The following is a 25,106-nucleotide window of genomic DNA, read 5'->3' as shown; positions in this document are numbered from 1 at the left end:
GGCCCGGATGCTCCCAGGAACTAGACCAAGTTCCCCCGAGATCGCTTGAATTTTGAAAATACGACGCTTCGCCACGGACGCCATGTAAGCCAGTGGTGACTCCTTGGTGTGTCCGTTTAGCCTGAACGGACGCCAAACCTACCAAATCGGAACGGAAGCCCTTAGTACCTGCCCGAAACCGAACAGCCTCGGAGCCGGCACTTCGCAATCGGAATAACCGTGCGCTTAATTTTTCCTGAGTTGGGCCTTGTGGGTGTAGTTGTTGATTGATACATTGCGTGTCAATTGATTGATACACGTGGAGGTTGCGGTGCAGCAGTGGATCATTGTCCTTTGGGAATTGTCACCGCTGATCCTGGGCGGCGTTGTGGCAGTCGCCGTCCGGCTGGTGGCGCGGCGACACGGCACCCCGCTCTCCGGCCGGGCCGGCGTTCTCGCTGCCATCGGCGGTCTGGTGCCCGTGGTCGTCAGCGGCCTGTACTCGGTCGTGGGGGTGACGCCGCAGGTGCTCGCAGCGATGGGACTGGACGTGGGCAGGGGTGTTCAGGAGGCGCAATTCCTCATACCGTTGGCTGCCGGGCTCGTCGCGTTGGCCGTGCTCTGTGTCCCCGGGCGCCGCAGTCCTTCAGCGTCAGCCGCAGGTATCGCCCGCAGGACGGCGTTCACTTTCCTGTCTTCAGGCTGGACTGTCGCCCTGATGGCGATAGTTGTTGTCACGGTCGCCCTCTCGCTCGCGGCGGGGCTGGCATCTGTCCCGGACCAGGCCGGCAACTACACCATGCTTACTGTCCAGATCGGCACGATGAGGGTGGGAACCACGATCTACGGTTGGTACTACTCGATTCCGGCGATGTTCCTGCTGATGGTTCTGATCGGCACTGCGTGGGCAGGCCTGGCGCTGGTTGCACGCCCTCCGCTGGGAGATGCCAGAGAACAGGACGTTGCTGTCCGCCGCACCCGGAGCCGCAATATCGCCGCGCTCAGCACGGGCGCTATTGCTTTCCACCTCGCCGCGATCCTCGGCTCGCTCACAGGCACATCCAGATTGGGAGGCGGGCTCGCCACCGACGCCGGAGTGATCAACGTGGGGTCCCCGTTCGCCGCACTGGGCTCATTCCTCTCCGCCAGCAGCTTCGTGGCCATGTCCTTCGGCGCAGTGCTTTGCCTCAGCGTTGTACTCACGGCCGTTCCATGGACCGCCCGGGTCCGGCAACACACCATCAAGACCGCGCCATGATCATCACCCTTTCCACGACCGGCGGAACGCCGGCAGAACAGATACACGACCAGATCCGTGGCCTCATCACCACCGGGGCACTCGCTGCAAACGAACGCCTCCCATCGGTCCGGCAACTCGCCGCCGATCTCCGGGTCGCCCCCGGCACCGTCGCCAAGGTCTACAAGCAACTCGAAGAAGATCAGCTCGTTGAAACTCGAATCGGAGCCGGCACGCGGGTCAGCCCACACGCCACAGCAATTTCCAAAGACGTCTCCCGAGCCGCCCGGAAGCTCATCGACACCTGCAAGCGTGACAACCTCGAACTCAGCGAAGTCCTCCAGGTCATCCGCGCCACCTGGTAACCGCCGATCCTCTGCACGCAAAAGGATCCCTCACCGTGCAAATGGATACAACCAGTGGAGAGGTCCGGAGACGGACCGGATTGCGGGCGTGACTATGTCAATTAGTTCTGGCCCCGGGATGACGCATATTTCTGGCCCCACGGGCCCCGGAAACATCTGTAGGCCCTTCTCACGTCAAACGGGCAGAAGAGTGCCCGCGGAAATTGATTCGTCGGTGTCGAGTTTCAGTTGACCCCATGTGGTCGCAACTGAAGAGCGACCGCAAAGAACCGAAGCATGTGCACCACGCCAATGCGACGGTTGGGTGATTCCAACCGGTCGTGATGCGTCCTCCATGTTGTCCGCTCGCCAAACGCCTATCGAGCAAAGCGGCGGTTACCTGATGGTCGGGTCGGGGGTCAGCTCGGCTGTCCCGTAGGCGATGTGCGTGCGCGGGTCCATGATCGTGACGCTTCGGATTGTGAAGGGCGGGGACGGTGGCAGCTCGAAACTTTGGGAGCCGGGACCGGGTTTCAACTGGACTCCGATGTCCATGGACTTCGGGTCTTGGACCACCATGTCCCCCGATGTGTCTTTGGACAGGGCTCCTTCGTTGAGGATGACCTTCAAGTCCGGGTTCGGGGTTGTCGAGACGTTCTCCAGCGTGAGGGTGGCACCCGTTGACGTTCCCGCGATGCGCACGACCCCGACAGTCCGGGTGCCCTGGCTAATGAACCGGCCCGACAACGGGGCACCCCACGAGGCGGCCACCGAGCTCGGGGTCGGACCGGGAGTCGACGCTCCAGACACCGTCGGGGTTGGGTTGTCGGGCTGGGCTTCCGGTGCGACATAGGTGCAGCCCGCTGCCGTGAGGGCAACTGCGGCGGCTGTGAGAATCCGCCCGATGAGTTGCGCGATGTCTTGCCACTTGGCCTGTGCGAACATTGGCTTCCCTTAGAACCGAGCGGCGGGTGCGGCGACGGGAACCGGCCGGATACGCAGGGCCGAGACGGCCCGCATGAACATCAGGAGGTTCACCGTGAGGCTGCCGTATTGCGGTGCATGGTTCCCGGCAGGTGACGTCACCAGCCCTAGCAGCAGAAGGACCGCGGCAATCCCGGCGACCGCCGCCGCTGCAATCAGTGGAGCCTTCGACGTCGTCTTCCGGGTGACGAGCACCCAGATGCCGATTCCGAGGTAGCAAGCGGCAGCGACAGCGTAGCCTGCAGCGGACGTAGCGAAGACCATACCCGTGGCGCCGCCGAAGCGACCTAGCAAAGACAGGTCAAGGCCCGTGTAGAACACCGCCCCGGCGGTGAGGATCAGGCACGAGACCCCGACCGTGGTCCGCAGCGAGCGTAGGCGATTCATCTCCGGGGAAGGGAGCGACACCATCGGCCCGTACGATTGCGGCAGGTCATTGTTCTGCGGGTAGTAACCACTCATCAGGGAAGTCCGTTTCAGCGCGCGAGAGCACCCACTGCGCCCCCAATTCCGACAACCTACCAGTTAGTAAAGCGAAAGTGTCATTGAAGATTGCCGAACCCCCGGGAAATACCGATCCATATGGCCGAAGGCGGGCACCGGTGGTCTTGAGGGGGCGCGGCGTGCCCCGCCGGGCCCAGGCACCCGTGGAATAGACTGCCCGTGGTTCTACGAGAGGTGGGGGAATGAAGGATCGGCCAGGGAACGATGTGCCGGTGGATCACGTCGGCGAGGGCCTGCCGTCGTCGCCACGCGAAATGGTCGGAGGCGTTGAGTCCTGGTCTGTGGCCCTGCCCGACGGGGTGAATCTGAAGGCCAGCCCGCACCTGGACCACCAGCCGCCGGCCTGGCAGGGCAGTTCCTTGCGTCGAAGGATGCGGCTGACCGTGGCGGCCTTCACCGTTGCCCTCACCGCTGTGGTGATCGCCGCCGGCTTCGGACTCGGTGCAGCATTGGCGCCCTTCACAGCCGGGTCCGTCCGCACGGGCGGCACCGTGACGAGCCAGCAGCCCTACCGCAACAAGGGCGGCGACTATTTGTGCACCCTCGGCATCGCATACACCCTGGGCGGGCAGCAGCAGCACGCCACCATCGATTCCGGCAAGGCCTGCAAGGCAGCACTCCAACCCGGCACACAGGTCCAGCTCGCTCTCAACCCCGACAACCCGGGTGACATCGCCGTCCTCGGGCACGGGTACCCCCGGGAGAACGCATGGCGGACCATAGCCATCATCGCCGCCGTCATGGCCGGGATCCTGGGCCTATTCCTCCTGCTCTGTGTTTTGTCCTACCGCGACACAAAGCGCCTGTTCTCCCAGGAGAGGCCATGGCAGGAACTCATTGCCACAGTCCGGGGCCGGACCCAGTCCAAGAGCGGCACAACGCTGTACCTAGAAGCCCAGGACACCACGGGGAATGACCGCATCGTCACCATGCTCTTCAATGACAGAGGTCCACGGCCGAAGCCAAAGCCCGGCGACATCCTCGACTTTGCCCTCCTCGCCGACGGAGCGGCACACGCCGCAGTCTCCATCAAAAGCGAGAACCGGCTCCACCTCGTAAGCTTCTCGGTTCCCAACGACTTCCAACTCCGCGCCATCGGCCTATAACGCCCAGACCCCCTCGCCCACAGCCTCGCCAAGCAGGCAGCATGAGTTTGCACTGCCCTAACCGATCCGGCAGGCAATAAGCACTTTCTAGATTCCTTATCGGGTCTTCCAACGCGAACCATGAGAGTGGCCGGCAGCCAGTTGAGAGCTGCCGTCCACTCCAATTTCCGGGCGTGGTTAGCGGGGGAAGCTGAGCTCTTCGGGCGTCGCCCTGAGAATATCCTCTCGGGCGATGCTAAGGACCGTGGGCTGGATCCCGGCATCGGGCCAAGCAACCGCCAAGGCAACCTCTGCGGGTACGGGACCAGGCACCTTGAACCAGTAGGAGATGTCCCATCGACCCATGCCACCGCCACCGGATTGGACATATACAGGAACCCGCACGGGCTCATCACCCGGGCTTTCCACATCTCTGAAGAGGGCTTCCACGACGAACCCCCCGGGAGCATGCTCCGGACGTGGAACCTTCCCTGCGCTTCGGCCTCTTGGCTCCAGGCCAGGAGCGCTGAAGATCTGAAGCGTGAAGAACAGCGCCCCGGGAAGGGCCTGCAAAGCCCTGAGAGCTATCACCGCATTTTTCCCCTCGGCGACGGTGACGTCGTAACCGGCCATCGGCGACGAGAGCACCATGCGTGGAAAGGGCCCGGGCGAACCGCCGGGGACCGCCGTGGGCGAATTATTCATGGAAGGCTCCGAACACCGGGCAGACAGGCCGATCCTAGAACTCAAACGCCGGCAAGGACAATAGCGATCGCAGCGACAGCCTGCATCGCTTAGCAGCAGAGCACGGCGTCACTCACCCGTTTGCATTTAATCTTTGGCGCAGAACTCCAATGCGTTATCACTCAATACACCCAATTCGGGCAGCATCAAGAATGTCGCTGAGGTGGGTACCGTTCTGGCCGTCCTGGTGGGCTCCGATCAAGTTGACACAATCACCCGTAAGCAGGTGGATCACACCCGTAAGCAGGTAGATCAGGAACGTCCTCGCGTCCTGTGAGGGATCCTTCACCGGGCACTGGACGCTCCATCGAGCCCAGAAAGAGAACGAGTTCGCAGCGATCTCGACCACGACAGTTTGACCCCGCCATCGCGGTCAAACTGTCGGTAGTGAATTTCCGGATAGTCAGCTTCCTTAGCTGTTCTTCCCCGTGAGGTTGTGTACGCGGGCTGAGGGGCTTGGCCGCCGAGTGGTCACTTCCTTCGGCGGACGACGTACAGCGCGACAAAGACCACGAACAGGGTGACAAAGACTGCGACTAAGGCGCCTGGGGTGATTCCCACTGTTGTCATCTCTCCTCAAACAAGTCGCTGAGTCTCCCCTGGGTGCGGCGAAGACTCTGGTACGTGATGTCCAGCGCCGCGGGGACTTGTTCCTGACAATACACCGACCCTATCGATTGCGGCTGCTGCCGCAGCCGCGCGCGGAGCACGCTTCGAGGCTATCGGTTCACAACCTCACGGGTATGAATCTCAGCGCTAAATGGAGGCATTTTATTGCAGCATTGACTGTCACCTCGCCGCGCGAAAGCCGATCCATTACCGGACACTACGGGTGGCTTTCCTGTTCCTTCGCGATGCGTGCTATCTCGGCATCGAGATGGCTTATCCAAGCCTGAACCTCTTGCGCTCGGCCGGGCGTCGTCCAACCGAAGAGGCCGCTGATCCGCCACATAGACCCGTACATCGCCTTCAAAGCTCCGTGAACCGCTACACGAGTTAAAACAGGGTCTGGTGCGGTGTCGTATATGACGGGATCCGTGCTGGTCTGTTTTAGCAGCCTCCACAGACCCCCGAGTTCAGCATGGGCAACGCCCGAATAGATGTTGTATGCGCCCTTGAATCCGATCTCGTCAATAAAGCTCTCCACCCTTTTGGTGTACTTCGGGCGAATTTCCGCCTCCAGCTCGTCGCCCTTCTGCCCGAAGCCCTGGAGTCCGAGCTCCCGGGCATATGTCTCTACCGCGGAGACTGATTCATGAGCGTTTACAGATGGGTCGCCATCTATCGCCAGGGTGGCCCGCTCAAATTCCCTCGCGCTGTTTCGGCGCAGAAGGAGCATGCGGCATGTTCGCTGCCGCGCGCTGAGGCCCGGCTCAAACAGCCACCAGACGACCGAGCCTGCTTCGAGTGATGTTCGAGTTAGCGCCTCAACTCCTGGAGCGGGGCGACCGGCTCGAACTAGCGGTGCCATACAGCGAGCCATCTCCACGGTGAACTTCGTCGCCATCTGGCCGAGTTGATAAGCCGTACGAACTGGGCGCTCGCCCCAGAGGTTTCCGTCGGGTCGTCTCTCGGCAGTGGCCACCTCAGCGGCAGCAGGCGAACTTGATTCGAAAGTCCAATTGTCGGCGCCGGTCCATGCATCTACCCGAGTTGCAGCGTCCTCTAAAAGTTGTCCAAGCTCCTCATGATGTGTCATGCACGACATATTGCCACCATCCTGAATCAGCCTTGGATGTGCCCGTTAGCCGGTCCCTGAGCGACGCCGAAGTAATCCGCGAATACGATCATGACAGGACCCTGCGAAATCTCGGACCGCCTACCTCCGTCGAGGGGTCGTAGCGTCCGGGCCTGCACTCCAACCCTTGACGATGAAGGATCCGACGACGGTCACCCCATCTTGGGCATAGAGGGGAACCTCCTTGTCGCCGACTCTGCCCGTCTGACCGGACGCAGCGCGCGCTTCGACCTCCTCCGGAGACCTCGGCACGGCTCGGGATTCCAAGTCCGTCTTCCGCACGAAGCCCCGAGTCTTGTGGTCCTCGCCGAAAGAGGCGATTAGGTCGGGTAGCTCAGTAGGACTTTTGGCAAAGGCCGAAGAGCCGTAGGTCTCACCTCTAGCGTTCCTCGAGTACGTCACATGGCCCTCCTTGGTTCGAATTAGACCCCGCAAATGATGTCACTACTGCTGAAGATACTCCGAGATCACGGCCGCGGACGAGCGATCCTTGACTGCCCGTTAGCCGGTCGTCCACCGGACGCCTCCCCGGCAGCCTTGAGCCCCTGTTCAGATCCGCGTGATTCCGCCCCCGCTGGATTCCCGTATACCCTGCCCGAATTATTGCCCGGTGAACGTGCCTTATACGCTACAGTCCAAAGTATGCTCATCGGCTATGCTCGTTGTTCGACCAGCTCTCAGGACCTCACCGCCCAGCGCAATGCCCTCTCGGCCGCCGGTGTGGACCCCGATGCGATCCACGTCGACCACGGGTTCACCGGCACCAAGCGCGACCGCCCTGGACTGGGTAAGGCCCTGGCTGCGTGCCGTGACGGCGACACGCTCGTGGTGACCAAGCTCGACCGCCTCGCCCGCTCGCTTCCGGACGCAAGGGACATCGCCGACGAGCTCACCCTCAAAGGAGTGACCCTGAATGTCGGCGGAAGCATCTACGATCCGCACGACCCGGTGGGCAAACTGCTGTTCAACGTCCTGGGCATGGTCGCCGAGTTCGAATCCGACCTCATCCGAGCCCGGACCCGCGAAGGCATGGCGGTCGCGAAGGCCAAAGGCAAGCTTCGAGGTCGGCAGCCCAAGCTCTCCAAAAAGCAGGAATCCCACCTCGTGAGCCTCCACCAGGGCGGCAAGCACACCACGACGGAGATCGCCGAACTCTTCGGCGTCGCCCGATCCACCGTTTACCGTGCGATCCAGCGTGCAGGGTCCAAGGCCTAGCTCTCCGCGGACAACGCGCCGGCCACACCGCGATTCAGCGGAGCCTCAGCTCAATTTCGTGCCTCTCCTGCCATGAGCTGACCCAGTAGCTCCCCATGGAATCTATCGTCTAGTAAGCCTTGTTGGGCCAAGTACACGTGCATGGTCTTCCACCTCTTGGCGGGGAGGATCGAGTACCCGGTACTCGTGTGTCTCAACCCGCAGTACCTTGTACTGGTATCGGTACTGCGGCGCGGCCCGAATGCCGCTGCGAACACCGAAGTGATCAAGTGGATGGGGGGAATCGATGATGAAGCAGCATCGCACCCCCAGTGGAGAGCCCTTGCTTTACCCCGACCCGTCGCGGCGCAGCGGCACGCCGAACCTGCAAGGAGAACGGCCAGCATGACCCCTCGCGAAGCACAAGCCCCCGCTTTCAGCCTCGGAGAGCACGTCCACGAGTCGACGCCGTACGACGCTGGAGAGCGGTTGAGGCCGCGCCAGTGGCCTGTCGGCCCGAGCGAGAGCTACGGGAAAGTGGACTTCGATGACGGCGAGGGAAAGACCGTCCTCACCGTCTACGTTCAGCGCGGGCCCGAAGAAGGTTACGTCCTGCACGTCGAGCACCTCGCCGTGCCGCTGCGGGTGGACGGCTCGGACCTTCGCCTGAGCCCGGCGCCTCAGGTTGATAGGGACGCCGCGGCTTTCCGGCGGATCACCGCTGCCCGCACGGCTGCCGCGACTGCCGAGGCCGAGCTAAACGCCGCTGTCAGCGCCGCCCGCGCCAACGGAGACTCCTGGGAGGTTATCGGCACCGCCCTCGGCATGTCCGCTCGAACTGCCCGGGAGCGGTTCGGGCACACGCTGCGACGACCGCGAAATGGGGCGTCGACGAGGTGGCGCACGCGCGCATGATTGCCGCCCTGCTGGAGGATGCCGGAATCATCTGCGCCGGGTTGGGGCCCATGCCAAAATCCGGGAAGACACACTGAAAGCCAGTCTGGTGCCGGCGTTGTGGGCGAGTTCCACGCGCTCCAGGTACTCCAGGGACCACCTGCGGGCCTGGGCTTTGCGGAGGCCTTTGAGCCGGCCGAAGTAGGCCATGACATCCAGGACCTGCTCCTTCTTGTAGAGGCCGCGTTCTTCCGGAAGGTACCCGAGCCGGATCCCGTCGCGGGGGTCGAAGGTCTTCCCTCCGATGTGCAGGGTCCCGGCGGTGGGCTGGTAGATGCCCAAAAGTGCCCGCAGGGTCGTCGTTTTGCCTGAGCCGTTGCTGCCCAGGAACCCGAACGTCTCCCCGGCTCTCACATCGAGGACAGGTCTTTGACGACCTGGGTGTTCCCGAAGTCCATTCTGAAGTCTTTGATGTGCACCAACGGCTCAACAGCCGCACCCCCAGCAGTCATGGCAACACCCTATAGAAGTTCTTGGGAGTTTCGCGTCACGATTCGCTTCGAACGCCTACTGTTCCAGTAGGGACGAGTATGTCGACGGGCCGGTGGGTGCCCCGGTTTCCTGCTTGGCCGGCAATTAGGCTGCACTTAGGACAAGGCTCCGCGGCGCTGTTCAAGAAGATGCGGATCAAAGGTAAGTGGTTGGCTGCGTATCGTCGACAGTCCACATTCCAGCGCTCCCAGCACGACGCCGTCAGCCCCCAATGCGGAGGCGGCCAGGGCGGGTACAGGGGCTTCGAATTTTTCGGCAAGGACGGCGGCGGCCTTCTTTAGTACCGGTTCCACTGCTGCCGCGACCGCACCGGCAATGATGACCTTCTCCACGTCCAACAGGCTCGCCAGCACATGGGCAATCCGGGCCAACCGCTCTGCCAGCCGATCAACGATGCCGAGCGCGGTGACGTCGCCGGCTGCTGCGGCGTCGAACACCGCTTCGGCGGACAACCGCTCCTGGCGGATCCCGGCCAGTATTGATCCCGGGGGTATTTTCCCGGCCCGGCTGGCGTCCACCGCCCACTTCCTGCCCAGAAGGCCGATGCCGTCGGCCGAGCCCACGCCCTCGACAACGTTCAGCAGGCGCATCTCGCCCGCCGCGCCTCGCGGTCCTCGTAAGAGCACCCCGTCGATGACCAGGCCCGCACCGAAGCGCTCCCCGGAGAGCAGCGCCGCAAAGGAATCGGCGTCGGCGCCGTGTGCCCTCTCGGCAAGTGCGGCAAGGTTGGCGTCGTTGTCCACGACTGTGCGCCCGCAATCGGCAAAGACAGCAGGGAAATCCGGATTCATGTTGCGCCAGTACTCGGTGCTATCGGGCGAACGGCCCTTGTCATCGACGGGTGCGGGAACTCCGACGACGACCAGGAAGACTTCCTCTGGCTGAATGCCCGCCAAGGCCAAGGCCTTGTCGACGGTGTTCCGAACGGTCGATCGGCGAACACTGCCGCGTTGGCTGTCAAGGGTCTGGGCGGCGCGCGCCAAGATCGTGCCGCGCAGGTCGGCGACGATGGCGGTGACCGTGTGTTGGCCGGCGTCGACGCCGACGATGTGGCCGGCATCCCCGCGCAAGCGGTACCGCCGGGCCGGTCTGCCTTTGATGTACTGGCCGGCTTCGCGGGAATCGCCCATCTCTTCGATCCAGCCCTGCGCGGCCAGCTCATCGCACAAACCAAGAACAGTGGACCGGGTCAGGCCTGTCACCGCCATGGCGTCGATGGCCCTGAAGGCCTCGGACTCGAGGGCATAGCGGAGCACCGCCCCCATGTTGATCTTGCGGAGCAGCTGGGGCGAGGTGGCCACATCATCTTGTTCCATCTCTTGACCTTATCTTCGGCTTGGTGCAAGCTTAGTTCGCATTAGATTTACAGTCTAGATTTAATGTCTAGATTTATGTTCTCTCGTAACGCATTCCCGTGCGGTGATGCGTGACCAGTCAAAGGAGACAATGAGGTGCTTGCAGTCCAAACGACCCGGAAGCCCGGCCTAAGCAGACGATCGTTCCTGCTCGGCGCGGGTGCCGTCGGGGCCGGGTTCGCCCTCGAAGGATGCGCCCCGGCGCAGTCCTCGACCACTGCCACGGAAATCACGTTCTATGTATCGAAGCCCGAAGTCATCGGCTACTTCGACCGGGTGATTGAGCAGTTCCACAGGAGCCAGGACGCGGTCCGGGTGATCCGCGATTCGACGTCGAACATGTCCGCCGACTTCGTGCGCAACCAGCCCCCGGACCTGGGTTGCTGGAACTACAACTTCTCCGTAGCGGAATTCGTCAAACACGGGGCGCTCAGCGACCTGTCCGACATGCCCGAGGCCAAGGCGATCAACCCCAAGCTTTGGCCGTTGCTGACGCAGACGGCGGAGTATCCAGGCCGCACCTGCGCTGTCCCTTACTCGATGATGTCCGCGTCCGTTATCTACAACAAAGAAATCTTCGCCCAGCACGGGCTGTCCGTCCCCACCACCTGGCCGCAGCTCGTCACCGTCTGCAAGACCTTGCAGAACGCCGGGATCGCCCCGTTCTACAACACCATCAAAGACACCTGGACAGTGGGGCAAGGAATGTTCGACTACAGCATCGGAGGCATGGTCGACGTACCGCAGTTCTTTTCCACGCTCAACAGCCAAGGCACGTCGCTGAACGCCGGTTCCGCCGCTTCCTTTGAGAAGAACCTTAAAGCCCCCATGGACCGGATGGTCGAGCTGGCCGCGTTTGCGAACAAGGATGCTGCCAGCCGCGGCTACGCCGACGGCAACCTCGCGTTCTCCCAGGGCAAGGGCGCGATGTATATGCAGGGCCCGTGGGCGCTGAACGAAATCGCCAAGACTGCCCCGGCAATGAAACTGGGCACCTTCCCGTTGCCTGTTACCGAGGACCCGGCCGACCTGAAAGTGCGCGTGAACGTGGACCTGGCCTTGTGGATCCCCGAGGCCTCCACAAAGAAGGACGCGGCACGGCGGTTCCTCTCTTTCCTCATGCGCCCGGAAATCAATGACAAGTACAACGCAGACAACAACGGCTTCGGTGTCCGCAACGATGCGCCACCGGCAAGCAGCCCGGCCCTGGCCGGAATGCAGAAGTACTACGACGACGGCGCCTTCTATCTGGGGGCCTCCCAGTTGATTCCTGCCTCGATCCCGGTATCGAACTACGCCCAGTCGATCGCTCTGGGCGCCGCTCCCGAAGCCCTCCTCCAGACCCTGGACGCCGACTGGGCACGCCTTGCCCTGCGCAACGTCTGACCGACCCGCAAGAATTGAGTGCCTCCATGTCATTGATACGCAATGGACGCCCGTCCCAGCGACGGCGCGTTGAACCCGTGTTCTATGCTTTCCTCCTCCCCACGGTCCTCGCCTTCACTCTCGCGATCACCGTCCCTGCCCTCATGGGGATCACCCTGAGTTTCACCAACTCGGTGGGATTCGGTGAGTTCAAGTTCACCGGCCTCACCAACTACCTCGCGGCCTTCTCCGACCCGGCCATCCTCAAGGCCTACGGCTTCACCATCGGCTTCGCCCTGGTGACCGTGGTGGTAGTCAACGTGGTGTCCTTCTTCCTGGCACTGGGGCTGACCGAGAAGATCCGGGCCAAGGTCGCCCTGCGCGCCGTTTTCGTCCTGCCCATGGTGATCTCGGGTATCGTCATCGCCTACGTCTTCAACTTCCTGTTTTCCAATTCCGTACCGGACATTGCCACGGCACTGGGGCTCCAGTCGCTGGAAACGAGCATGCTGGCAAATCCGGACCTCGCCTGGCTCGCCCTGGTTCTGGTCACCGCGTGGCAGGCGGTCCCTGCCACGCTGCTGATCTACATTGCCGGGATCCTGTCAATTCCCGCCGACGTCTACGAGGCAGCAGCCCTCGACGGTGCCACGGCCTGGCGCAAGCTGGCATCCATCACGGTCCCGCTGGCAGCGGGCTACATCGTGATCAACGTGATCATGGGGTTCAAGGGCTTCATGAATGCCTACGACATCATCGTTGGCCTGACCAACGGCGGCCCCGGCACCTCCACCACCAGTGTCGCCATGTCCATCTTCAACGGCTTCAGCAACGGCGACTACTCCTACCAGATGGCCAACGCGACAATCTTCTTCCTGATCGCCATCGTCATCGCGCTGCTGCAATTGCGTGCCACCCACGGAAAGGCGACCTTCTGATGACCACCCAAACGGTTCACGAGCCCTCCACAGCCGCAAGGCCCGCCGGCAGGCCGGCGACTTCCCGCCCTCGCAGGTCCCGGGCGCAACGCGGCCGCTGGACCCTCACCACCGTCCTGGCCCTCTGCTCGCTCACGGTCCTGGTTCCCCTGTACGTGACTGTCTCCATGGCCTTCAAAACCACCGCGCAGGCCGTCGACGGAAACGCCTTCTCGCTGCCGGGCCCTTGGAGCCTGGACGGCTTTGCCCAGGCCTGGACCCTGACGAACTTCCCGCGCAGTTTCGCCGTCTCGGTGGGTGTTGCTGCGCTCAGCGTGGCAGGCACCATCATTCTGAGCGCCCTGGCAGCCTTTGCGATCTCCCGCAACTGGGACCGCAAACTGTTCCGTTGGTCGTTTTTCTACCTTCTGGCGGCCATGTTCCTGCCCTTCCCGGTGGTGGCGCTGTCCCAAGTGAGCCTGAGCGGCATGGTCCATCTGGACAATCCCGTGGGCGTGGTCATTCTGCACATCATGTTCCAGTTGTCTTTCAGCGTCATGCTGTTCACAGCATTTCTGCGTTCCATTCCGACCGAACTCGAAGAAAGTGCCCGTATTGACGGGGCCAGCACAGGGCAGGTGTTCTGGCGGCTGATCTTCCCGCTCCTGGCACCCATGAGTGCCACCGTGGGGATCTTCGCGTTCCTGGCCTCCTGGAACGACTACATGATGCCCGCCCTCATCGTTTCGAACCCCGCACTGCAGACGCTGCCCGTATTGCAGCAGATGTTCCAAACCCAGTTCAGCAACAACTACAACGTGTCCTTTGCGTCCTACCTCATGGCCATGGCGCCGTCGATTATCGTGTACTTGCTTGCGCAGCGCTGGGTGATGTCGGGCCTGACCCAGGGCGCAATAAAGTAAATCCCTGCCTCAGTCCCCCCATCGAGAACAGGAGAAAACCCTTCCATGGCCGAAACCCTGAAGTCCCCGTCCACCTTGTCCACTTCGGATGCCAACTGGTGGCGGCAGGCCTCCGTCTACCAGATCTATCCGCGCAGCTTCGCCGATTCCAACGGAGACGGACTGGGCGACCTGCCCGGAGTGACCTCCCGGGTCCCGTACCTGAAGGCCCTGGGCATCGACGCCGTCTGGCTGAGCCCCTTCTACCCCTCCGCCCTGGCCGATGGCGGCTACGATGTGGACGACTACCGCAACGTGGACCCCCGCCTCGGTACCCTGGATGACTTCGACGAAATGGCCGCGGCCCTTCACGCCGCCGGCATCCGCCTCATCGTCGACATAGTCCCGAACCACTCCTCCAATCGCCACGCCTGGTTCCAGGAAGCCCTGGCCGCGGCAAAAAGCTCCCCGGCACGGGAACGCTACATCTTCCGCGACGGGCTCGGACCCAACGGTGAACTGCCGCCATCGGACTGGACGGCAGCCTTCGGCGGCCCCGGCTGGACACGGGTAAGCGACGGGCAGTGGTACCTGCACACTTTCACCCCGGAGCAACCCGACTTCAACTGGGACAACCCGGAAGTACGCGAGGATTTCCTGATCACCTTGCGTTTCTGGGCCGACCGCGGCGTGGACGGCTTCCGCGTCGACGTCGCAAACCTGCTGGTCAAAGACCTCTCCGCCGACCTGCCCAGCAAAGCCGAACTGGCTGCCATGGACCGCACGTCCGGCACCCACCCGCTCATGGACCGTGACGAGGTCCACGAAATCTACGCCGAATGGCGGAAAGTCTTCAACGAATACACCCCGCCGCGTTTCGCGGTGGCCGAGGCCTGGGTCGAAACTCCCGAGCGTCGCGCAAAGTACGCCTCCTCGGAGGGCCTGGGGCAGGCGTTCAGCTTCGACCTGCTCGTCGCCGATTTCGACGCCGGCCAATTCCGCCAGATCATCACCGACAACCTCGAACAAGTGCGGCTGACAGGTTCGACCTCCACCTGGGTGTTCTCCAACCACGACGTCACACGCCATGCCACCCGTTACGGCTTGCCGCCGTTGAACGGGCGGAACGTCAAGCAGGGCGTCGAATGGGTTAAGGCCGGCGGTCCGGCCGATAAAATCGACGTCGACCGCGGGATCCGCAGCGCCAAAGCCGCGACAATGCTCATGCTCGCCCTCCCAGGCGCCGCCTACCTGTACCAGGGCGAGGAGCTTGGCCTGCACGAGGTCGCGGCCATCCCCGCTGAACAGCGTCAGGACCCCTCGTTCTTCCGCGGTGCCGAATATGACGGACTCGGCCGGGATGGCTGCCGGGTTCCCCTGCCCTGGGAGCCGGACGGGACCTCGTTCGGTTTCGGTACCGGCGGCTCGCACCTGCCCCAGCCGGGATGGTTCGCCCAGTACGCCGTGAGCGTCGAAGAGAAGGACCCTGCCTCGACATTGTCTTTCTACCGACGCGCCCTCGCCCTGCGGCACGAGATCCAAGGTCCGGAGACTCTTGAATGGGGGGACATCAGCGACGAGAATGTGCTGCATTTCGTGCGCCCCGGCAACTGGCATGTCGTGGCCAACTTCGGGACAGCACCGGTGGCCCTGCCCAAGGGTGAGGTGCTCCTTGCCAGCGCCGACGTCAAGAACGGCACGCTCCCCGGCGAGGCAACCGCCTGGATCCGCAGCTGAGTCCGTTGATGCGCTGTTCGTTGCTGAGCGCGGTCATGCTGAAAGACACGACCACCAGAAGCACGACAGTGAGTATGCTCGTGAACCCGGACCTTCGGGCCAGCCTTTCCCGGGGAGTGCCAGCCAGTTTATTGGTCCCTGGCCCGCCGATCCCCGCGTGTCCCGTGAGCGGGTGGGCTTGTACTCAAAACTTCGCTCGAACTACGCCTCAGGAGCAAGTTTGAAGGAAGCTCGTGGCACCAGGACGTTCATGGAAAGTCACGGTGTGGCCGCTGTCGTCGTGGAAGACGGCCTGCGAGCCTGCCACGGTGATGGTGCCCGATTGGTAGGGGTTGCCCCAGCCCGCTGGGGGATTTCCATGGCCGTCGTTCAGCGGTTGGTCGGCGAGGAAGAAGGTGTCCTGCACCCGTGCCTCATAGATACCGCAATGAGTGAAGAGGGCGAAAGGGACACTTGAGACCGGGGTGGTTCCCGGACTTGTCGAGGCATCGATTGTCGGCGCTGCCGGCGTCGCACATCCACTCATCACCGCCATCGCGGCTGCCGCCGCGGCAATGCACCGAACATATCGAAGTACCATGCGCCAAGGCTCTCTGACGATAGGTGCACGGTCAAGAACCTGAGCATCTCGATTGCATTACCGGCAAGCAAAGCGGATATCGCAAACGAGCGTTCCGTTTGAGGGTCCCTCACCTGGCCGGTCGTCTCCACTCGTTATTACAGTGTGCACAGTGAGGGATCCTTCATCAGACGCTTCAGACTGGACTTAAACGTGCGGCGGGGCGCGCCGCAGGTTCCTCCCGGGCTGGAGCAGCCATCAGCGCTGAAAAAGCCGTGAGAATCCCGCGGGTCGTCAACCCGGAGACGCTGGCGGCCAGATTCGGGTGTCAAAGCGGACCGGGTAGCCGAGCTCTTTCGCGGCTCCAAGGACGTCCTCCGGCCATTCGGCCAGAAACATCCACGGCATGTTGTCGTCGGCGAGGAAGTTGATCCGCGTCCAGGAATATAAGACGTGAGGTCGGCCTGGATAAATGTCGCGGACGGTGGAACGCTCTAGCCGCCAGGGGCCGAAGTAGCGTGCGAGCCACCGGGACCTCAACCGGAACTCAAGCTGCGAGGGGCTCATGGTGAGTATGACCCACGGTCCGATGATCCTGAACCGACCGGGGATTGCGAGCCCACCTCTAAAGACGTATTCCATCGGTCCCTCTTCGGATTGCAGTCGGTCTGGCGCAGAATCATCCATGTGTTTTCACCCGAGCAGCACCTGTACTGGCTTGAACCGCACCGGGCCGCCGCATTCGGGACCGTCGGGGTGCTCTCCGGTCGGCTCCGTTTCTATCGGCAGTACGCGAACCACACGGACACCTGAAGAGTCCGCCGCGTCCACAAGGACAGAGGTGACGCTGACGGGCGGTATCAGGTAAGGGGCAGACTGCGGCACCAGCCACATGCCGTCCGGGTTCCTGGTTACGGGGGCCGGAGTGCAGCCCTCCCCGAAGCATGCCGCAACCGACGTTGGCTCGTGTGCAAACACCAACTCCACATCACCTGTGTAGGCGTATCCGACTGCGGGGCAGATGGTGCTGACACCCGCACGAACAAACACAACCAGGGCCAAGACAACGGCCAGCACCCCAAACACGATCAGAAGTGGCCCCCGGAGCTTCATTCCGCGAGCCTAACCCGGAAGCCCTGATTCCGGACAGCAATCCCCAAAGTCTCCGGCGTACGCGGCCGAGTCTGGCTGCGCTAAATATTGGCTCATAGCGTCCATCTGGCATGCACATTGAGAGATCCTCCTGCGGGACAACCCACGCTGAAGCGAAACTGTCCCGTTTGACCTTAGGTAGGGAATTCAGTTCAGTCGTTGCGTCTGATGTGAATCCCTTTTTTGTAAGGGCCAGGAAAGGGGCCTCGACGTTTGACTCGAATCCACACAATAGCCACTGCAGCTGCGACGGCAACGATGGGAATGACCCAAGCAAGGACTTCCAAGAATTCACGCGGCATCTGGATGACTCCTAGTCGTTGCTTGCAGTTGATGGAACCGAGATCAGCATCTCACCGTGCTATGGCTCCGTAAACATTGGAGCGAAGCAGCATCCCCCTGCGGGACACGGTGGCGGCTCTTGCCACTACGATTTGCTCATGAGCGGCGAGGAAATTGAGAGCGTGAGACTGGTGTTTCTCCGGGATCAGGTTGGCTTGCTGCCCAGCGAACAATATCCGGATGTCGCGGCAAATTTGCTTGTCGTTGGCTACGATTCCCCGGCGCTCCGGGAATTGGCTGGATACCCACCAAATGATCCGCGGGGAGCCAGGGGCTCATGGATCCAAACCAGGAAGGAATTGGGGAAGCCATTTGAGGACGACGGCGTTGCCCGCCGCATCTTGGTTAGAAGCTGGCTGAGTGAAATTGTTGGCGGCACTTTGGCGCCGCGCACCGGTGTGGGTCTGGTCTTCGGGAAGGGTTGGCTGGTGCTGGGGCAGCCCACGGAACTGGATCATTTGGTTGCTCTCATGGATGACTGGGACGACATGCCGCAAAAACGGGACGTCATTGGCACCCGGATCATGGACGCTGCCCGCCAAGCACTGACTGTGTGGTAGACCGTCTGCAACTGTTCTTAGCTTCCTCTGCAGCCCACTTGTCGACGGCACCGTGACCCACGCATCCCGCTAAGGGATCCTTCACCGTGCTCATGGCGCTTTTTTAGAAATATTCCCTTCTTGTGAAACCTTTTCGCCATTCCCGGACAATACAGGGCATGGGGAATGTTGAATCCTGTGATGACGGGCTGTGGACGCGAAGCCTCAAGGGCGAGGGCGAGGCTTTCGGGGTGCTGTTCGACCGGCACCGCGATCGGGTCTTTCGTCATGCTTACAGGCTGTCCGGGGATCGGCATGATGCTGAAGACATCATGTCCATGGCGTTCCTTGAATTATGGAGACGACGGGCAAAGGTTCGGCTTGTTGGCGGCTCTGTGCTTCCCTGGTTGCTCGTCACGACGACGAATGTGGCACGCAACAGCGGACCGGCAGCGTTCCGCTACCGCCGGCTACTAACCTCCCTCCCGCGCGCAGAGGACGTTTCCTATGTCACGGATGATATTTACCTGCAGGTCGATATGGATAGGGACGCAGCCCAGGCCCTCGGAACTCTGAACGACTTGGACTTGCAGCTTGTGAGCCTGGTTGTCTTCGAGGAATACACCCTCGCAGCCGCTGCCGCCGTCCTCGACCTGACACCTGCGGCAGCCAAAAGCCGGATGCACCGGGCAAGGCAGCGCATGAAGACGGCACTCTCCGGGGCAGTCCCGAGTTCCCCAAACCCAACACCTGCTCTGAAAGGAGAAAGGTCATGAACGAGCTTCGCGCCGATGACCGGTTCAGCATTGCACTCCGTGCCGAGCTGGTCTCACGAGTCGAGAAGGCATCGCCTGCCCGGGCCCGGAGGCGGACCCGGGTGTGGTTTGGGGCCGGCACCCTGGCCGGCGCCGTGCTCCTGGGCGGCATGGGTGCCGCCGCTGCAGGGCTGTTCGTAACCCCCGGCGCCCAGCAGGTCACGACACTGGCTGCGCCGGTGACAGAAACACATTCGGGGACGGCCACCGTTGTACTCGGAGCCGCTCCCGAGGGCACCACAGGCATCGCAATGGAACTGACCTGCCTGACGCCCGGCCGTTTCGAGTACGAAGACGGTGCCAGCGCCACCTGCACGGCGGCCGACATCGGCACGGCCCAGGCGTGGTCGGGGTACACCGTCGGCGTTGTCCCTGGCAAGGAAAGCGTGACGATCAGGACCGACGCCGAGAACCGCTGGCGGCTCACCGCCAGGTACGTGAATCAGAAAACCACGGATTGGGGCAGCAACGCCAAGGGCGACACCTTCGGCATCCAAAACGAGAACGGCACCCCTGACCTCATCGCAGTGATCGCGACAAACGGACGCAGCGGGTACGCGTACAGAACCGACATGGAAGAGGCCAATGGCACCGCGGCCATGAAGACCTTCAAAAGCCCCCAGGATGCACTTGACTGGCAAAAGGCTCGTAGCGGTAAATCCTTCTCGGTCCCCGTGTACAAAGTCGACGGAAAAACAGTGATAGGAGAATTCGTGATCGGAGCGACGAATGGCCACGTGGAAGGAGTTCCTTCGCCTAGGTAGGACCCACAAGGCTCCTCAAAGAAGATTGGGGGCAGTCCGACACCAGCCACCCTCGGTCCGTCACAGACACTACTTTTCGCGGGGTCTGTGGTGATCGTATTCGCCGACTCATTTCAGTGTCCGGTGAGCGATCCTTTACCGGGCGTGCTCCGGGCCGACATCCAGTGGCCGTTGCCGGTTGAGGTTGGTTCGTCCGCCATGCCGCTTATGGCGGTTCCTACTGGTTGAAGCGGTCGGCTTGATTTCGGAACCGTGCTATTTGCTCGTCGCGTTTTACTTTCCGATTGATGAGGGCCGATGCGGCGCCTCCGAGTGCTCCCGCCGCAACCAGGGAGAGAACGCCAAGCCATCCAAACAGCTGGTACATCAGCCAGCACATAAGCACGAACCATACGGCCCATATGGCGCGTTTCGTCGTCTTGCTCATGCCTCATCCTATTGTCCAAGGTGCTCCTCGGATAAGCGATATCACTTGGCTCGCCGGCGGGATTTGCGCTTTTGAGGAACCCTGACCGGGCCGAAAAATGGCCTCTTCAGCAACTATTGTCCAAGGTGGGCAAGATCGGCGCGCCGAAGGATTGCAACCCTCTATGGGATGCTCCGCCGGCGAGTCATCGCTGCCCCGAGTGAGGGCTGCCGAATCCGCGACAAAACTGCCTCCTGGGCGGGCTCGTTGAATAGGACCGGGCTGGACCATTGGTTTATTGGTGCTCATAGTTCAGGATTTGAGGATCGGCACAGGACGCCTCAGCAGGTTTTCACTGGCGTCTTGTCAGCGTTTTGTGCTTCGGGGAAGAAGAAGACGATGAGCGGTATTGACGATCTCCTGGCGGAGTCCAATGACCGCTGGGCAGACGCGATGAGAAGAGCCCAGGGCGTCGAGGACAACGGCCTGGGCGAGGCCGTGAAAACCTATTACACCCGCTATTTCCCTGCCGGATTCTTCATCCTGGTCGCGGCCGGGACCATCGGCGGAAGCCTGGCTTTCCCAGGCACACCGGAGAGGTGGCCGACCTTTCTGACCTTCGGGTTTCTCCTTGGATTTCTCGGCGCCCTGATTGGGGGCTTGGTCTACAACGCGAAGAAAGTGGTACCTGCAGCAAAGCTGGGGAGGATCGGTGTGTTGCTTTCCCTGGAAAACGAGGAAAAGAAGCAGGTCCGTCGTCAGATCGCAGCGAAGGCATCCATCGGTCCGGAAAACCTTTCGGCAGCCCGGGCCGCCGCGGTGCAATTACGAAAGGGCCTCGCCACGCAGCTTGTCCTGGCGCCGTTGTATCCGCTCATCTTCATTCCTCAAGTCATCAACTTGGCCCTGCGCGGTGACAGTCTGTTCGCTTGGCTGATGGCAACTGGTGTAGTAGTAGTAGTAGTAGTCGGGGTAGGGTTTCTCGCCCGTGACTTCCGGAGGGCGTGCCGGTTCCTTACACGCACAGCGGAGCAAACAGCCCCGGGCAACGCGCCGCTTTAATATTCCAAAGCCGAACGCTCTGCGGACGTTTTCCCAAGACCCCCGGTCCTCCGACGACTCGGTTGGATCTTCGGTGCGCACCGAGCGGTCAGACGGTCGGGCTGCTACGGAACACTTCCTGTTCCAACCTCGCCAATGCCGAAGGTTCAGCGGCGATTTCCACGGTTCCGCGGGCCAGGGCAAGTGTCATGACGCCAAGCCCCGGCGGAAGGTGGTTGGCCAGTCCGCTGGCGTCGGGCCTAAGACGTCCGGCGGCGGCGACAATGTCGAGTTTTGTGGGCTTTCCCAGCGGGACATCGGTGCCGGCCATGGTTTCCTGGAAGACGATCTGTCCGGGGTGGAAGTTGGCGGTGCCGCCGGCCCACACGTCGCCCAGGGACCCAGGCCGTGAACCCGGGTAGCGGATGTAGACGATTATGCCCTGGTCCTCCAAGGTTCTTGTCCTTTTTCGCGCTGCCCTCACGATGAGGTAGAGAATCCCTCCCCACCACATGGCATTGACCAGGACTATGACGAGCGCAAGAGGCCATGCGGTCCCGCTGGCCAGGGAAACCAGAAATGCCGCCGAAGCGCCAAGGACAATGACACAGGGGAAGGCGGTCATCCGGTGCCGCCAGAGCCATTCCCTCATGTTAGGGCCAGCCTTTCCCGGGGAGCGCCGGACAGTTTATTGGTCCCTGGCTGGCTTCTTCTTCGTTCCAGAAGGGTTTGTCGTTGCGGCGGACACGGAGGAGGCGGCCGAGAAAGATCAAATCGACTAAGAAGAGTGCGGCAGCGAGGAAGAAAGCTACAGGTTCCCACTCCCTGCCCGGCACGATACCGACATTCAGCAGCATGAGGATGACGCTAAGGATGATCTGGACAATCACGGCCCAGTAGGTGAATCTAAAGCTGCCGCGCGTCATTCTTGGCTCCAGCCGCTTGCTACCTTCTGTTTCCGGCATGTTCGGAGCCTACAACCACCGGCAGTGCCCGGAGTAGGGTCCCAATATAACGGCGGCCAGGCTGGAGAGTAGCTGAAGGCGACACCGCAGCGTCATTGCATGATGCTAGCTGGCCAGGGCCGCGAGGGGACTCTTCACAATTCGGCGACTGCTCTTGTCGCTGAAGCGTTGTCTGCGTAGTGGCCCGGACGGACAATACCGGGAGGAGGATAAGCGACATGCCTGACATGCTCAACGACGACCAACGGGCCGCGGACTTCGTCCTTGTTCCTGATGTTGTCGGGGAACGTTTCCTCAAAGCACGGGAGATAGCCCAAGCCGCTGGCCTGACCTTGGCGAACCCAGATCCGGACGGGCCACCAATCAGCGAGCTTGCATGGCGCCGCAACACGACCATTCAGAGCCAGTCTCCAGAGCCAGGGAGCGTGTTGTACCGGAACGATTCCCTCCGGGTTTGGCTGAGATCGGATCTGGAGCCGGATATGGCGCGAAAACTCGACAGTCCACCGCCGTCGGTGGACTCGGCTCATGCAACTCCGGAAGACCCGCCTCGAATAGTCGCGCTTACGGGCGAAGACCCGGCGGACGAAACCGCCGAGTGAAGGATACGGCGGCTCGTGGTCCGGTACCGCTAACCTGCCATTTTTTCGCGAGCCATTTGGATGGAGCAATGCCGGGGTGGACCCCTCGCAAAACTCCCTGATCCGTGCTCTGATGAAGAGCAAAGCATTGGGAATTCGCGCAGGGAGCGACCGTGAGCACCAATCTAGAACCGCTGATTCCGGCTCGTCCCGCCACACGACCGACTTTGGTGGTCCTCTCGGGCTTCACCGCGGCATTGTGCTGGTGGATCGTGTTGGTCGGTGTGGTGAACAGCGGTGCGGGGGCCATCTTTCTGGTCGTCCCCGTTCTTGCAACAATCGCGACGTTCCGGGCCGCACGCCGTCAGAGCCGTCACCACAAGGCCCAACACGTCAATCAATCGCGCCGCCACAGGGCTCGCCGTGCCCGGTCGGCCCATCGTGGCTCCATGGTCATCCTCTATGGCTTTACCGCGGCCCTGTGCTGGTGGATCGGAATAGCAGGGGTGATTAATAGCGGAGGCGGTGCCTTCTTCCTGATCATTCCTGTCCTGGCAACTGCAGGAATGCTCTTGGCCGCACGATATAAGGGCCGGGCTCCAAAAACATACGCCACATAAACAAGCGCGTCGAACTTGTGAGACCTGCTTGCGGGCCTATCGCGCGATACCCAGCATCCAGAAGATCAGTAATGCTACGACGACGAGAACCATGCCGGCTCCGATCGCCCCGGACAGGGCCCGACCATCTATTGCCTCAGCATCCTCGCGGAGTATGACGTATCCCTGGCACATCGCGATGGTGAAGACCAAGACCAGAATCGACTCGAACGGGAAACTCATCGGGTCCTCCTGCTGCGCCGTGCTTTTCAGCCCTTCCCTTCGATTGTCCGCCGTGCTTCAGCCGGCGTGCAATACTCGGCGGATGCGACTACGGCGCAGAGGAGCAGCTCAATGAGGGTCGAATACGGAGCGCGTTGCGGGTCAAGTAGAGGTGTCTGGCCGGCAAACGATTTAGGCAGCAGCGGATCTGACGGTCGCGTTATCCGTGCCTATGACGGTGGCTATTTGGAGGAAACCTACACGGAGGTCCACCACCATTCCCCACTGCTGCAGCAGGTGACCGCAGACGATGGGATTGGCCGCGGTTTCCAAGCGCTGCCCCCAGCGGGCGGATTTCCTTGAGATCGTTCAGGCCGCCAAGGCCGAGGCAGAAGAATCTGCACAGACGAGCCGGCGTCCCGCCGCTGAACTTTGGTCTGCGGTTTGTTGGGCGATAGTGCGGGCGAGACGGTAGCAACCGGTGAGTCGTGGGTGGTTCTGGTTCAAGCCGTCACGCCGGTCCTGAATCAAACTGCCACATTCAAAAGGACGCAACACATCTCGGTTACGTGAGCCAATTCCTCGACGTGATCGGCTCCGGCCTCTTGTCGAATATGCATGACCCAACCTTGCCACGCCCCGGGCGGCGACCGGGACACAGAAACGACCCATCGAGGTCCTTCCCCAACTGCAGAGTCAAAGCGGACAGAAGGCGCTCTTGATGCCCCCTCGAAACGACGGAGACTGGGACAACCCGAACCAAGTTCCAACTAGGCAAAGGCCCTCAAGCTCGGACATGCGGTGACTCAGCAGGCCGTGAAATTCTGCCTGCACCCTTGGCTGGTCTGCTTAACGTGCACCCACCCCCTAACTCAACAATGAGCGGCGTGACCGCAAGACCTCCGTGCCACCAAAGTTGATATAGGAGGTGGGTGCCAAAATCCCCGGGATTACGCGGGTTCCGGCCTATTTGTGAACATCTTTGTGGCACTGCAACGACCCACCTCATTAGTAACATTGGTGCCCTCTTTTCCCGCCGTCGCGGGCGTGAGGGAATCAGCCCGGAGGCGTCCTTGCTGCATGTGATTGAGGACCTCGCCAGGGTGCTTCTCGTCTAATCCAGCCCATCGACCGCGTAGGGGTGCCTGGGGCTCATCGAGTTGTGACGGGCAATCGAACTGGTCGCACGAGACGCAGTCCAGGTCCTCGAGCGTGGCGAGATCCTTTCGCTGCGCGCGGGCCGCGACTAAGAGGGTGGGGGCGGATTTCGTTGATCTCGAAGCCGAGTTGGTCCTCGACGAGCCGGCCATCGAAGGCCTGGGCTTTGGTGGTCGGGGAGTACGGTACTGCCTGCGGCCCTTCGCGTCCCGCAGGTGGGCACGTGATGTACCACTAGTCCGAGCCTTGTATCTCGATCATTCGGCCGACGTTCTCGTCACAGGAAGGGCACCACGCTTTCAGGTCCACTTCTTTCTGGGGGATCGCTTCTTTTCTTCCTACGATGTCCAGGTCGTCGCTGTTGCTCATGGACACGAGCTATGCAGGACCCCTGACAATCAATTCTTGTCGGTGCGAGGCGGCAGGATAGTG

Annotated in this window: 27 protein-coding genes and 1 pseudogene; 15 read left to right on the top strand and 13 right to left on the bottom strand. The window is 61.9% G+C overall.

All coding sequences use genetic code 11. The features are described 5' to 3' along the window. Positions 1-310: 310 nt before the first annotated feature. Positions 311-1,237 carry a hypothetical protein gene (locus tag ABEA18_RS02150; RefSeq protein ID WP_345447611.1) on the top strand — a complete coding sequence of 309 codons (927 nt, stop codon included), beginning with the start codon at positions 311-313 and terminating at the stop codon, positions 1,235-1,237. Continuing rightward, positions 1,234-1,581 (top strand): GntR family transcriptional regulator, encoded by a 348-nt coding sequence (locus ABEA18_RS02145; protein ID WP_345447608.1) that lies wholly within the window; start codon positions 1,234-1,236, stop codon positions 1,579-1,581. The genes ABEA18_RS02150 and ABEA18_RS02145 overlap by 4 nt, the downstream gene beginning before the upstream one ends. Before the next feature lie 375 nt (positions 1,582-1,956). On the opposite strand, the gene ABEA18_RS02140 is transcribed toward ABEA18_RS02145, so the two are convergent. Together ABEA18_RS02140 and ABEA18_RS02135 are read right to left on the bottom strand one after the other, a co-directional pair. Next, complete coding sequence (locus ABEA18_RS02140; protein ID WP_307055403.1) at positions 1,957-2,505, bottom strand: DM13 domain-containing protein; 549 nt, start codon at positions 2,503-2,505, stop codon at positions 1,957-1,959. 9 nt (positions 2,506-2,514) lie between these two features. Next, complete coding sequence (locus ABEA18_RS02135) at positions 2,515-3,006, bottom strand: hypothetical protein (RefSeq protein ID WP_307055405.1); 492 nt, start codon at positions 3,004-3,006, stop codon at positions 2,515-2,517. Between the two features lie 224 nt (positions 3,007-3,230). On the opposite strand from ABEA18_RS02135, the gene ABEA18_RS02130 reads away from it, so the two are divergent. Next, complete coding sequence (locus ABEA18_RS02130; protein WP_307055407.1) at positions 3,231-4,154, top strand: DUF3592 domain-containing protein; 924 nt, start codon at positions 3,231-3,233, stop codon at positions 4,152-4,154. 177 nt (positions 4,155-4,331) lie between these two features. Here the strand turns inward: ABEA18_RS02130 and ABEA18_RS02125 are convergent, their stop codons facing one another. Together ABEA18_RS02125 and ABEA18_RS02120 are read right to left on the bottom strand one after the other, a co-directional pair. Further along, complete coding sequence (locus ABEA18_RS02125; protein ID WP_307055409.1) at positions 4,332-4,838, bottom strand: hypothetical protein; 507 nt, start codon at positions 4,836-4,838, stop codon at positions 4,332-4,334. An 865-nt stretch (positions 4,839-5,703) separates the two neighbouring features. After that, positions 5,704-6,216 carry a hypothetical protein gene (locus tag ABEA18_RS02120; protein ID WP_307055412.1) on the bottom strand — a complete coding sequence of 171 codons (513 nt, stop codon included), beginning with the start codon at positions 6,214-6,216 and terminating at the stop codon, positions 5,704-5,706. A gap of 1,041 nt (positions 6,217-7,257) precedes the next feature. Here ABEA18_RS02120 and ABEA18_RS02115 point away from each other — a divergent pair. After that, positions 7,258-7,830, top strand: coding sequence for a recombinase family protein (locus tag ABEA18_RS02115; protein ID WP_059390035.1), 573 nt, complete (start codon positions 7,258-7,260; stop codon positions 7,828-7,830). 384 nt (positions 7,831-8,214) lie between these two features. After that, positions 8,215-8,724, top strand: a complete 510-nt coding sequence (locus ABEA18_RS02110) for a hypothetical protein (RefSeq protein WP_345447595.1) — start codon at positions 8,215-8,217, stop codon at positions 8,722-8,724. An 81-nt stretch (positions 8,725-8,805) separates the two neighbouring features. Here the strand turns inward: ABEA18_RS02110 and ABEA18_RS02105 are convergent. Further along, positions 8,806-9,161 (bottom strand): annotated as a pseudogene (locus ABEA18_RS02105) (ATP-binding cassette domain-containing protein); the annotation flags it as partial. A 189-nt stretch (positions 9,162-9,350) separates the two neighbouring features. After that, positions 9,351-10,571 carry an ROK family protein gene (locus ABEA18_RS02100; protein ID WP_345447593.1) on the bottom strand — a complete coding sequence of 407 codons (1,221 nt, stop codon included), beginning with the start codon at positions 10,569-10,571 and terminating at the stop codon, positions 9,351-9,353. Positions 10,572-10,706: 135 nt separating this feature from the next. Here ABEA18_RS02100 and ABEA18_RS02095 point away from each other — a divergent pair, with 135 nt between their 5' ends. From ABEA18_RS02095 to ABEA18_RS02080, 4 genes are read left to right on the top strand one after another with little or no spacing between them, the layout of a single operon-like run. Continuing rightward, on the top strand, positions 10,707-11,996 hold the full coding sequence (locus ABEA18_RS02095) for an ABC transporter substrate-binding protein (protein WP_345447591.1): 1,290 nt from the start codon (positions 10,707-10,709) through the stop codon (positions 11,994-11,996). A 26-nt stretch (positions 11,997-12,022) separates the two neighbouring features. Then, positions 12,023-12,913: a carbohydrate ABC transporter permease gene (locus tag ABEA18_RS02090; RefSeq protein ID WP_059390033.1), complete on the top strand. Its 891-nt coding sequence runs from the start codon at positions 12,023-12,025 to the stop codon at positions 12,911-12,913. Next, positions 12,913-13,815, top strand: coding sequence for a carbohydrate ABC transporter permease (locus tag ABEA18_RS02085; RefSeq protein WP_345447587.1), 903 nt, complete (start codon positions 12,913-12,915; stop codon positions 13,813-13,815). The genes ABEA18_RS02090 and ABEA18_RS02085 overlap by 1 nt, the downstream gene beginning before the upstream one ends. Positions 13,816-13,860: 45 nt before the next feature. Continuing rightward, the gene (locus ABEA18_RS02080) at positions 13,861-15,531 is read left to right on the top strand and encodes a glycoside hydrolase family 13 protein (protein ID WP_345447584.1); all 1,671 of its coding nucleotides are present in this window, start codon (positions 13,861-13,863) and stop codon (positions 15,529-15,531) included. 208 nt (positions 15,532-15,739) lie between these two features. On the opposite strand, the gene ABEA18_RS02075 is transcribed toward ABEA18_RS02080, so the two are convergent. From ABEA18_RS02075 to ABEA18_RS02065, 3 genes are all read right to left on the bottom strand, one after another. Then, positions 15,740-16,111, bottom strand: coding sequence for a hypothetical protein (locus tag ABEA18_RS02075; RefSeq protein ID WP_345447583.1), 372 nt, complete (start codon positions 16,109-16,111; stop codon positions 15,740-15,742). Between the two features lie 273 nt (positions 16,112-16,384). After that, on the bottom strand, positions 16,385-16,732 hold the full coding sequence (locus ABEA18_RS02070) for a hypothetical protein (protein ID WP_345447581.1): 348 nt from the start codon (positions 16,730-16,732) through the stop codon (positions 16,385-16,387). 51 nt (positions 16,733-16,783) lie between these two features. Then, positions 16,784-17,203, bottom strand: coding sequence for a hypothetical protein (locus ABEA18_RS02065; protein WP_345447578.1), 420 nt, complete (start codon positions 17,201-17,203; stop codon positions 16,784-16,786). A gap of 479 nt (positions 17,204-17,682) precedes the next feature. Between ABEA18_RS02065 and ABEA18_RS02060 the strand changes: the two genes are divergently transcribed. The 3 genes from ABEA18_RS02060 (at position 17,683) to ABEA18_RS02050 (ending at position 19,702) form a co-directional block, all read left to right on the top strand. After that, positions 17,683-18,144 (top strand): hypothetical protein, encoded by a 462-nt coding sequence (locus ABEA18_RS02060; protein ID WP_345447576.1) that lies wholly within the window; start codon positions 17,683-17,685, stop codon positions 18,142-18,144. 158 nt (positions 18,145-18,302) lie between these two features. Further along, the gene (locus tag ABEA18_RS02055; RefSeq protein WP_345447573.1) at positions 18,303-18,899 is read left to right on the top strand and encodes an RNA polymerase sigma factor; all 597 of its coding nucleotides are present in this window, start codon (positions 18,303-18,305) and stop codon (positions 18,897-18,899) included. Beyond that, positions 18,896-19,702, top strand: a complete 807-nt coding sequence (locus ABEA18_RS02050; protein ID WP_345447570.1) for a peptidase M56 family protein — start codon at positions 18,896-18,898, stop codon at positions 19,700-19,702. Before ABEA18_RS02055 ends, ABEA18_RS02050 begins: the two co-directional genes overlap by 4 nt. 217 nt (positions 19,703-19,919) lie before the next feature. Here ABEA18_RS02050 and ABEA18_RS02045 read toward each other — a convergent pair whose 3' ends face one another. After that, entirely contained in the window at positions 19,920-20,129 is a 210-nt protein-coding gene (locus ABEA18_RS02045) for a hypothetical protein (RefSeq protein WP_345447567.1), read from the bottom strand. A 378-nt stretch (positions 20,130-20,507) separates the two neighbouring features. Here ABEA18_RS02045 and ABEA18_RS02040 point away from each other — a divergent pair, with 378 nt between their 5' ends. Beyond that, entirely contained in the window at positions 20,508-21,170 is a 663-nt protein-coding gene (locus tag ABEA18_RS02040) for a hypothetical protein (RefSeq protein ID WP_345447565.1), read from the top strand. Positions 21,171-21,258: 88 nt separating this feature from the next. Here ABEA18_RS02040 and ABEA18_RS02035 read toward each other — a convergent pair whose 3' ends face one another. Together ABEA18_RS02035 and ABEA18_RS02030 are read right to left on the bottom strand one after the other, a co-directional pair. Further along, positions 21,259-21,801, bottom strand: a complete 543-nt coding sequence (locus tag ABEA18_RS02035) for a hypothetical protein (protein WP_345447563.1) — start codon at positions 21,799-21,801, stop codon at positions 21,259-21,261. A 1-nt stretch (position 21,802) separates the two neighbouring features. Next, positions 21,803-22,114: a hypothetical protein gene (locus tag ABEA18_RS02030; protein WP_345447560.1), complete on the bottom strand. Its 312-nt coding sequence runs from the start codon at positions 22,112-22,114 to the stop codon at positions 21,803-21,805. Positions 22,115-22,332: 218 nt separating this feature from the next. On the opposite strand from ABEA18_RS02030, the gene ABEA18_RS02025 reads away from it, so the two are divergent. Together ABEA18_RS02025 and ABEA18_RS02020 are read left to right on the top strand one after the other, a co-directional pair. Continuing rightward, positions 22,333-22,716 carry a PASTA domain-containing protein gene (locus ABEA18_RS02025; protein ID WP_345447558.1) on the top strand — a complete coding sequence of 128 codons (384 nt, stop codon included), beginning with the start codon at positions 22,333-22,335 and terminating at the stop codon, positions 22,714-22,716. Between the two features lie 152 nt (positions 22,717-22,868). Then, complete coding sequence (locus ABEA18_RS02020) at positions 22,869-23,315, top strand: hypothetical protein (protein ID WP_345447556.1); 447 nt, start codon at positions 22,869-22,871, stop codon at positions 23,313-23,315. Positions 23,316-23,351: 36 nt separating this feature from the next. Here ABEA18_RS02020 and ABEA18_RS02015 read toward each other — a convergent pair whose 3' ends face one another. Beyond that, complete coding sequence (locus ABEA18_RS02015; protein ID WP_345447554.1) at positions 23,352-23,537, bottom strand: hypothetical protein; 186 nt, start codon at positions 23,535-23,537, stop codon at positions 23,352-23,354. Positions 23,538-25,106: the final 1,569 nt, after the last annotated feature.

Origin of the sequence: Arthrobacter gyeryongensis (assembly GCF_039543785.1) — a bacterium.
GTDB lineage: Bacteria > Actinomycetota > Actinomycetes > Actinomycetales > Micrococcaceae > Arthrobacter > Arthrobacter gyeryongensis.
The sequence above is the reverse complement of the archived record's forward strand: the minus strand, read 5'-3'. Positions and strand labels throughout refer to the sequence as shown.

Excerpts from the sequence above, each read along its gene's own strand:
- ABEA18_RS02145 (WP_345447608.1), top strand. The coding sequence starts at position 1,234 with ATGATCATCACCCTTTCCACGACCGGCGGAACGCCGGCAGAACAGATA.
- ABEA18_RS02140 (WP_307055403.1), bottom strand. The coding sequence starts at position 2,505 with ATGTTCGCACAGGCCAAGTGGCAAGACATCGCGCAACTCATCGGGCGG.
- ABEA18_RS02135 (WP_307055405.1), bottom strand. The coding sequence starts at position 3,006 with ATGAGTGGTTACTACCCGCAGAACAATGACCTGCCGCAATCGTACGGG.
- ABEA18_RS02130 (WP_307055407.1), top strand. The coding sequence starts at position 3,231 with ATGAAGGATCGGCCAGGGAACGATGTGCCGGTGGATCACGTCGGCGAG.
- ABEA18_RS02125 (WP_307055409.1), bottom strand. The coding sequence starts at position 4,838 with ATGAATAATTCGCCCACGGCGGTCCCCGGCGGTTCGCCCGGGCCCTTT.
- ABEA18_RS02120 (WP_307055412.1), bottom strand. The coding sequence starts at position 6,216 with ATGCTCCTTCTGCGCCGAAACAGCGCGAGGGAATTTGAGCGGGCCACC.
- ABEA18_RS02115 (WP_059390035.1), top strand. The coding sequence starts at position 7,258 with ATGCTCATCGGCTATGCTCGTTGTTCGACCAGCTCTCAGGACCTCACC.
- ABEA18_RS02110 (WP_345447595.1), top strand. The coding sequence starts at position 8,215 with ATGACCCCTCGCGAAGCACAAGCCCCCGCTTTCAGCCTCGGAGAGCAC.
- ABEA18_RS02100 (WP_345447593.1), bottom strand. The coding sequence starts at position 10,571 with ATGGAACAAGATGATGTGGCCACCTCGCCCCAGCTGCTCCGCAAGATC.
- ABEA18_RS02090 (WP_059390033.1), top strand. The coding sequence starts at position 12,023 with ATGTCATTGATACGCAATGGACGCCCGTCCCAGCGACGGCGCGTTGAA.
- ABEA18_RS02085 (WP_345447587.1), top strand. The coding sequence starts at position 12,913 with ATGACCACCCAAACGGTTCACGAGCCCTCCACAGCCGCAAGGCCCGCC.
- ABEA18_RS02080 (WP_345447584.1), top strand. The coding sequence starts at position 13,861 with ATGGCCGAAACCCTGAAGTCCCCGTCCACCTTGTCCACTTCGGATGCC.
- ABEA18_RS02075 (WP_345447583.1), bottom strand. The coding sequence starts at position 16,111 with ATGGTACTTCGATATGTTCGGTGCATTGCCGCGGCGGCAGCCGCGATG.
- ABEA18_RS02070 (WP_345447581.1), bottom strand. The coding sequence starts at position 16,732 with ATGGAATACGTCTTTAGAGGTGGGCTCGCAATCCCCGGTCGGTTCAGG.
- ABEA18_RS02065 (WP_345447578.1), bottom strand. The coding sequence starts at position 17,203 with ATGAAGCTCCGGGGGCCACTTCTGATCGTGTTTGGGGTGCTGGCCGTT.
- ABEA18_RS02060 (WP_345447576.1), top strand. The coding sequence starts at position 17,683 with ATGAGCGGCGAGGAAATTGAGAGCGTGAGACTGGTGTTTCTCCGGGAT.
- ABEA18_RS02055 (WP_345447573.1), top strand. The coding sequence starts at position 18,303 with ATGGGGAATGTTGAATCCTGTGATGACGGGCTGTGGACGCGAAGCCTC.
- ABEA18_RS02050 (WP_345447570.1), top strand. The coding sequence starts at position 18,896 with ATGAACGAGCTTCGCGCCGATGACCGGTTCAGCATTGCACTCCGTGCC.
- ABEA18_RS02045 (WP_345447567.1), bottom strand. The coding sequence starts at position 20,129 with ATGAGCAAGACGACGAAACGCGCCATATGGGCCGTATGGTTCGTGCTT.
- ABEA18_RS02040 (WP_345447565.1), top strand. The coding sequence starts at position 20,508 with ATGAGCGGTATTGACGATCTCCTGGCGGAGTCCAATGACCGCTGGGCA.
- ABEA18_RS02035 (WP_345447563.1), bottom strand. The coding sequence starts at position 21,801 with ATGAGGGAATGGCTCTGGCGGCACCGGATGACCGCCTTCCCCTGTGTC.
- ABEA18_RS02030 (WP_345447560.1), bottom strand. The coding sequence starts at position 22,114 with ATGCCGGAAACAGAAGGTAGCAAGCGGCTGGAGCCAAGAATGACGCGC.
- ABEA18_RS02025 (WP_345447558.1), top strand. The coding sequence starts at position 22,333 with ATGCCTGACATGCTCAACGACGACCAACGGGCCGCGGACTTCGTCCTT.
- ABEA18_RS02015 (WP_345447554.1), bottom strand. The coding sequence starts at position 23,537 with ATGAGTTTCCCGTTCGAGTCGATTCTGGTCTTGGTCTTCACCATCGCG.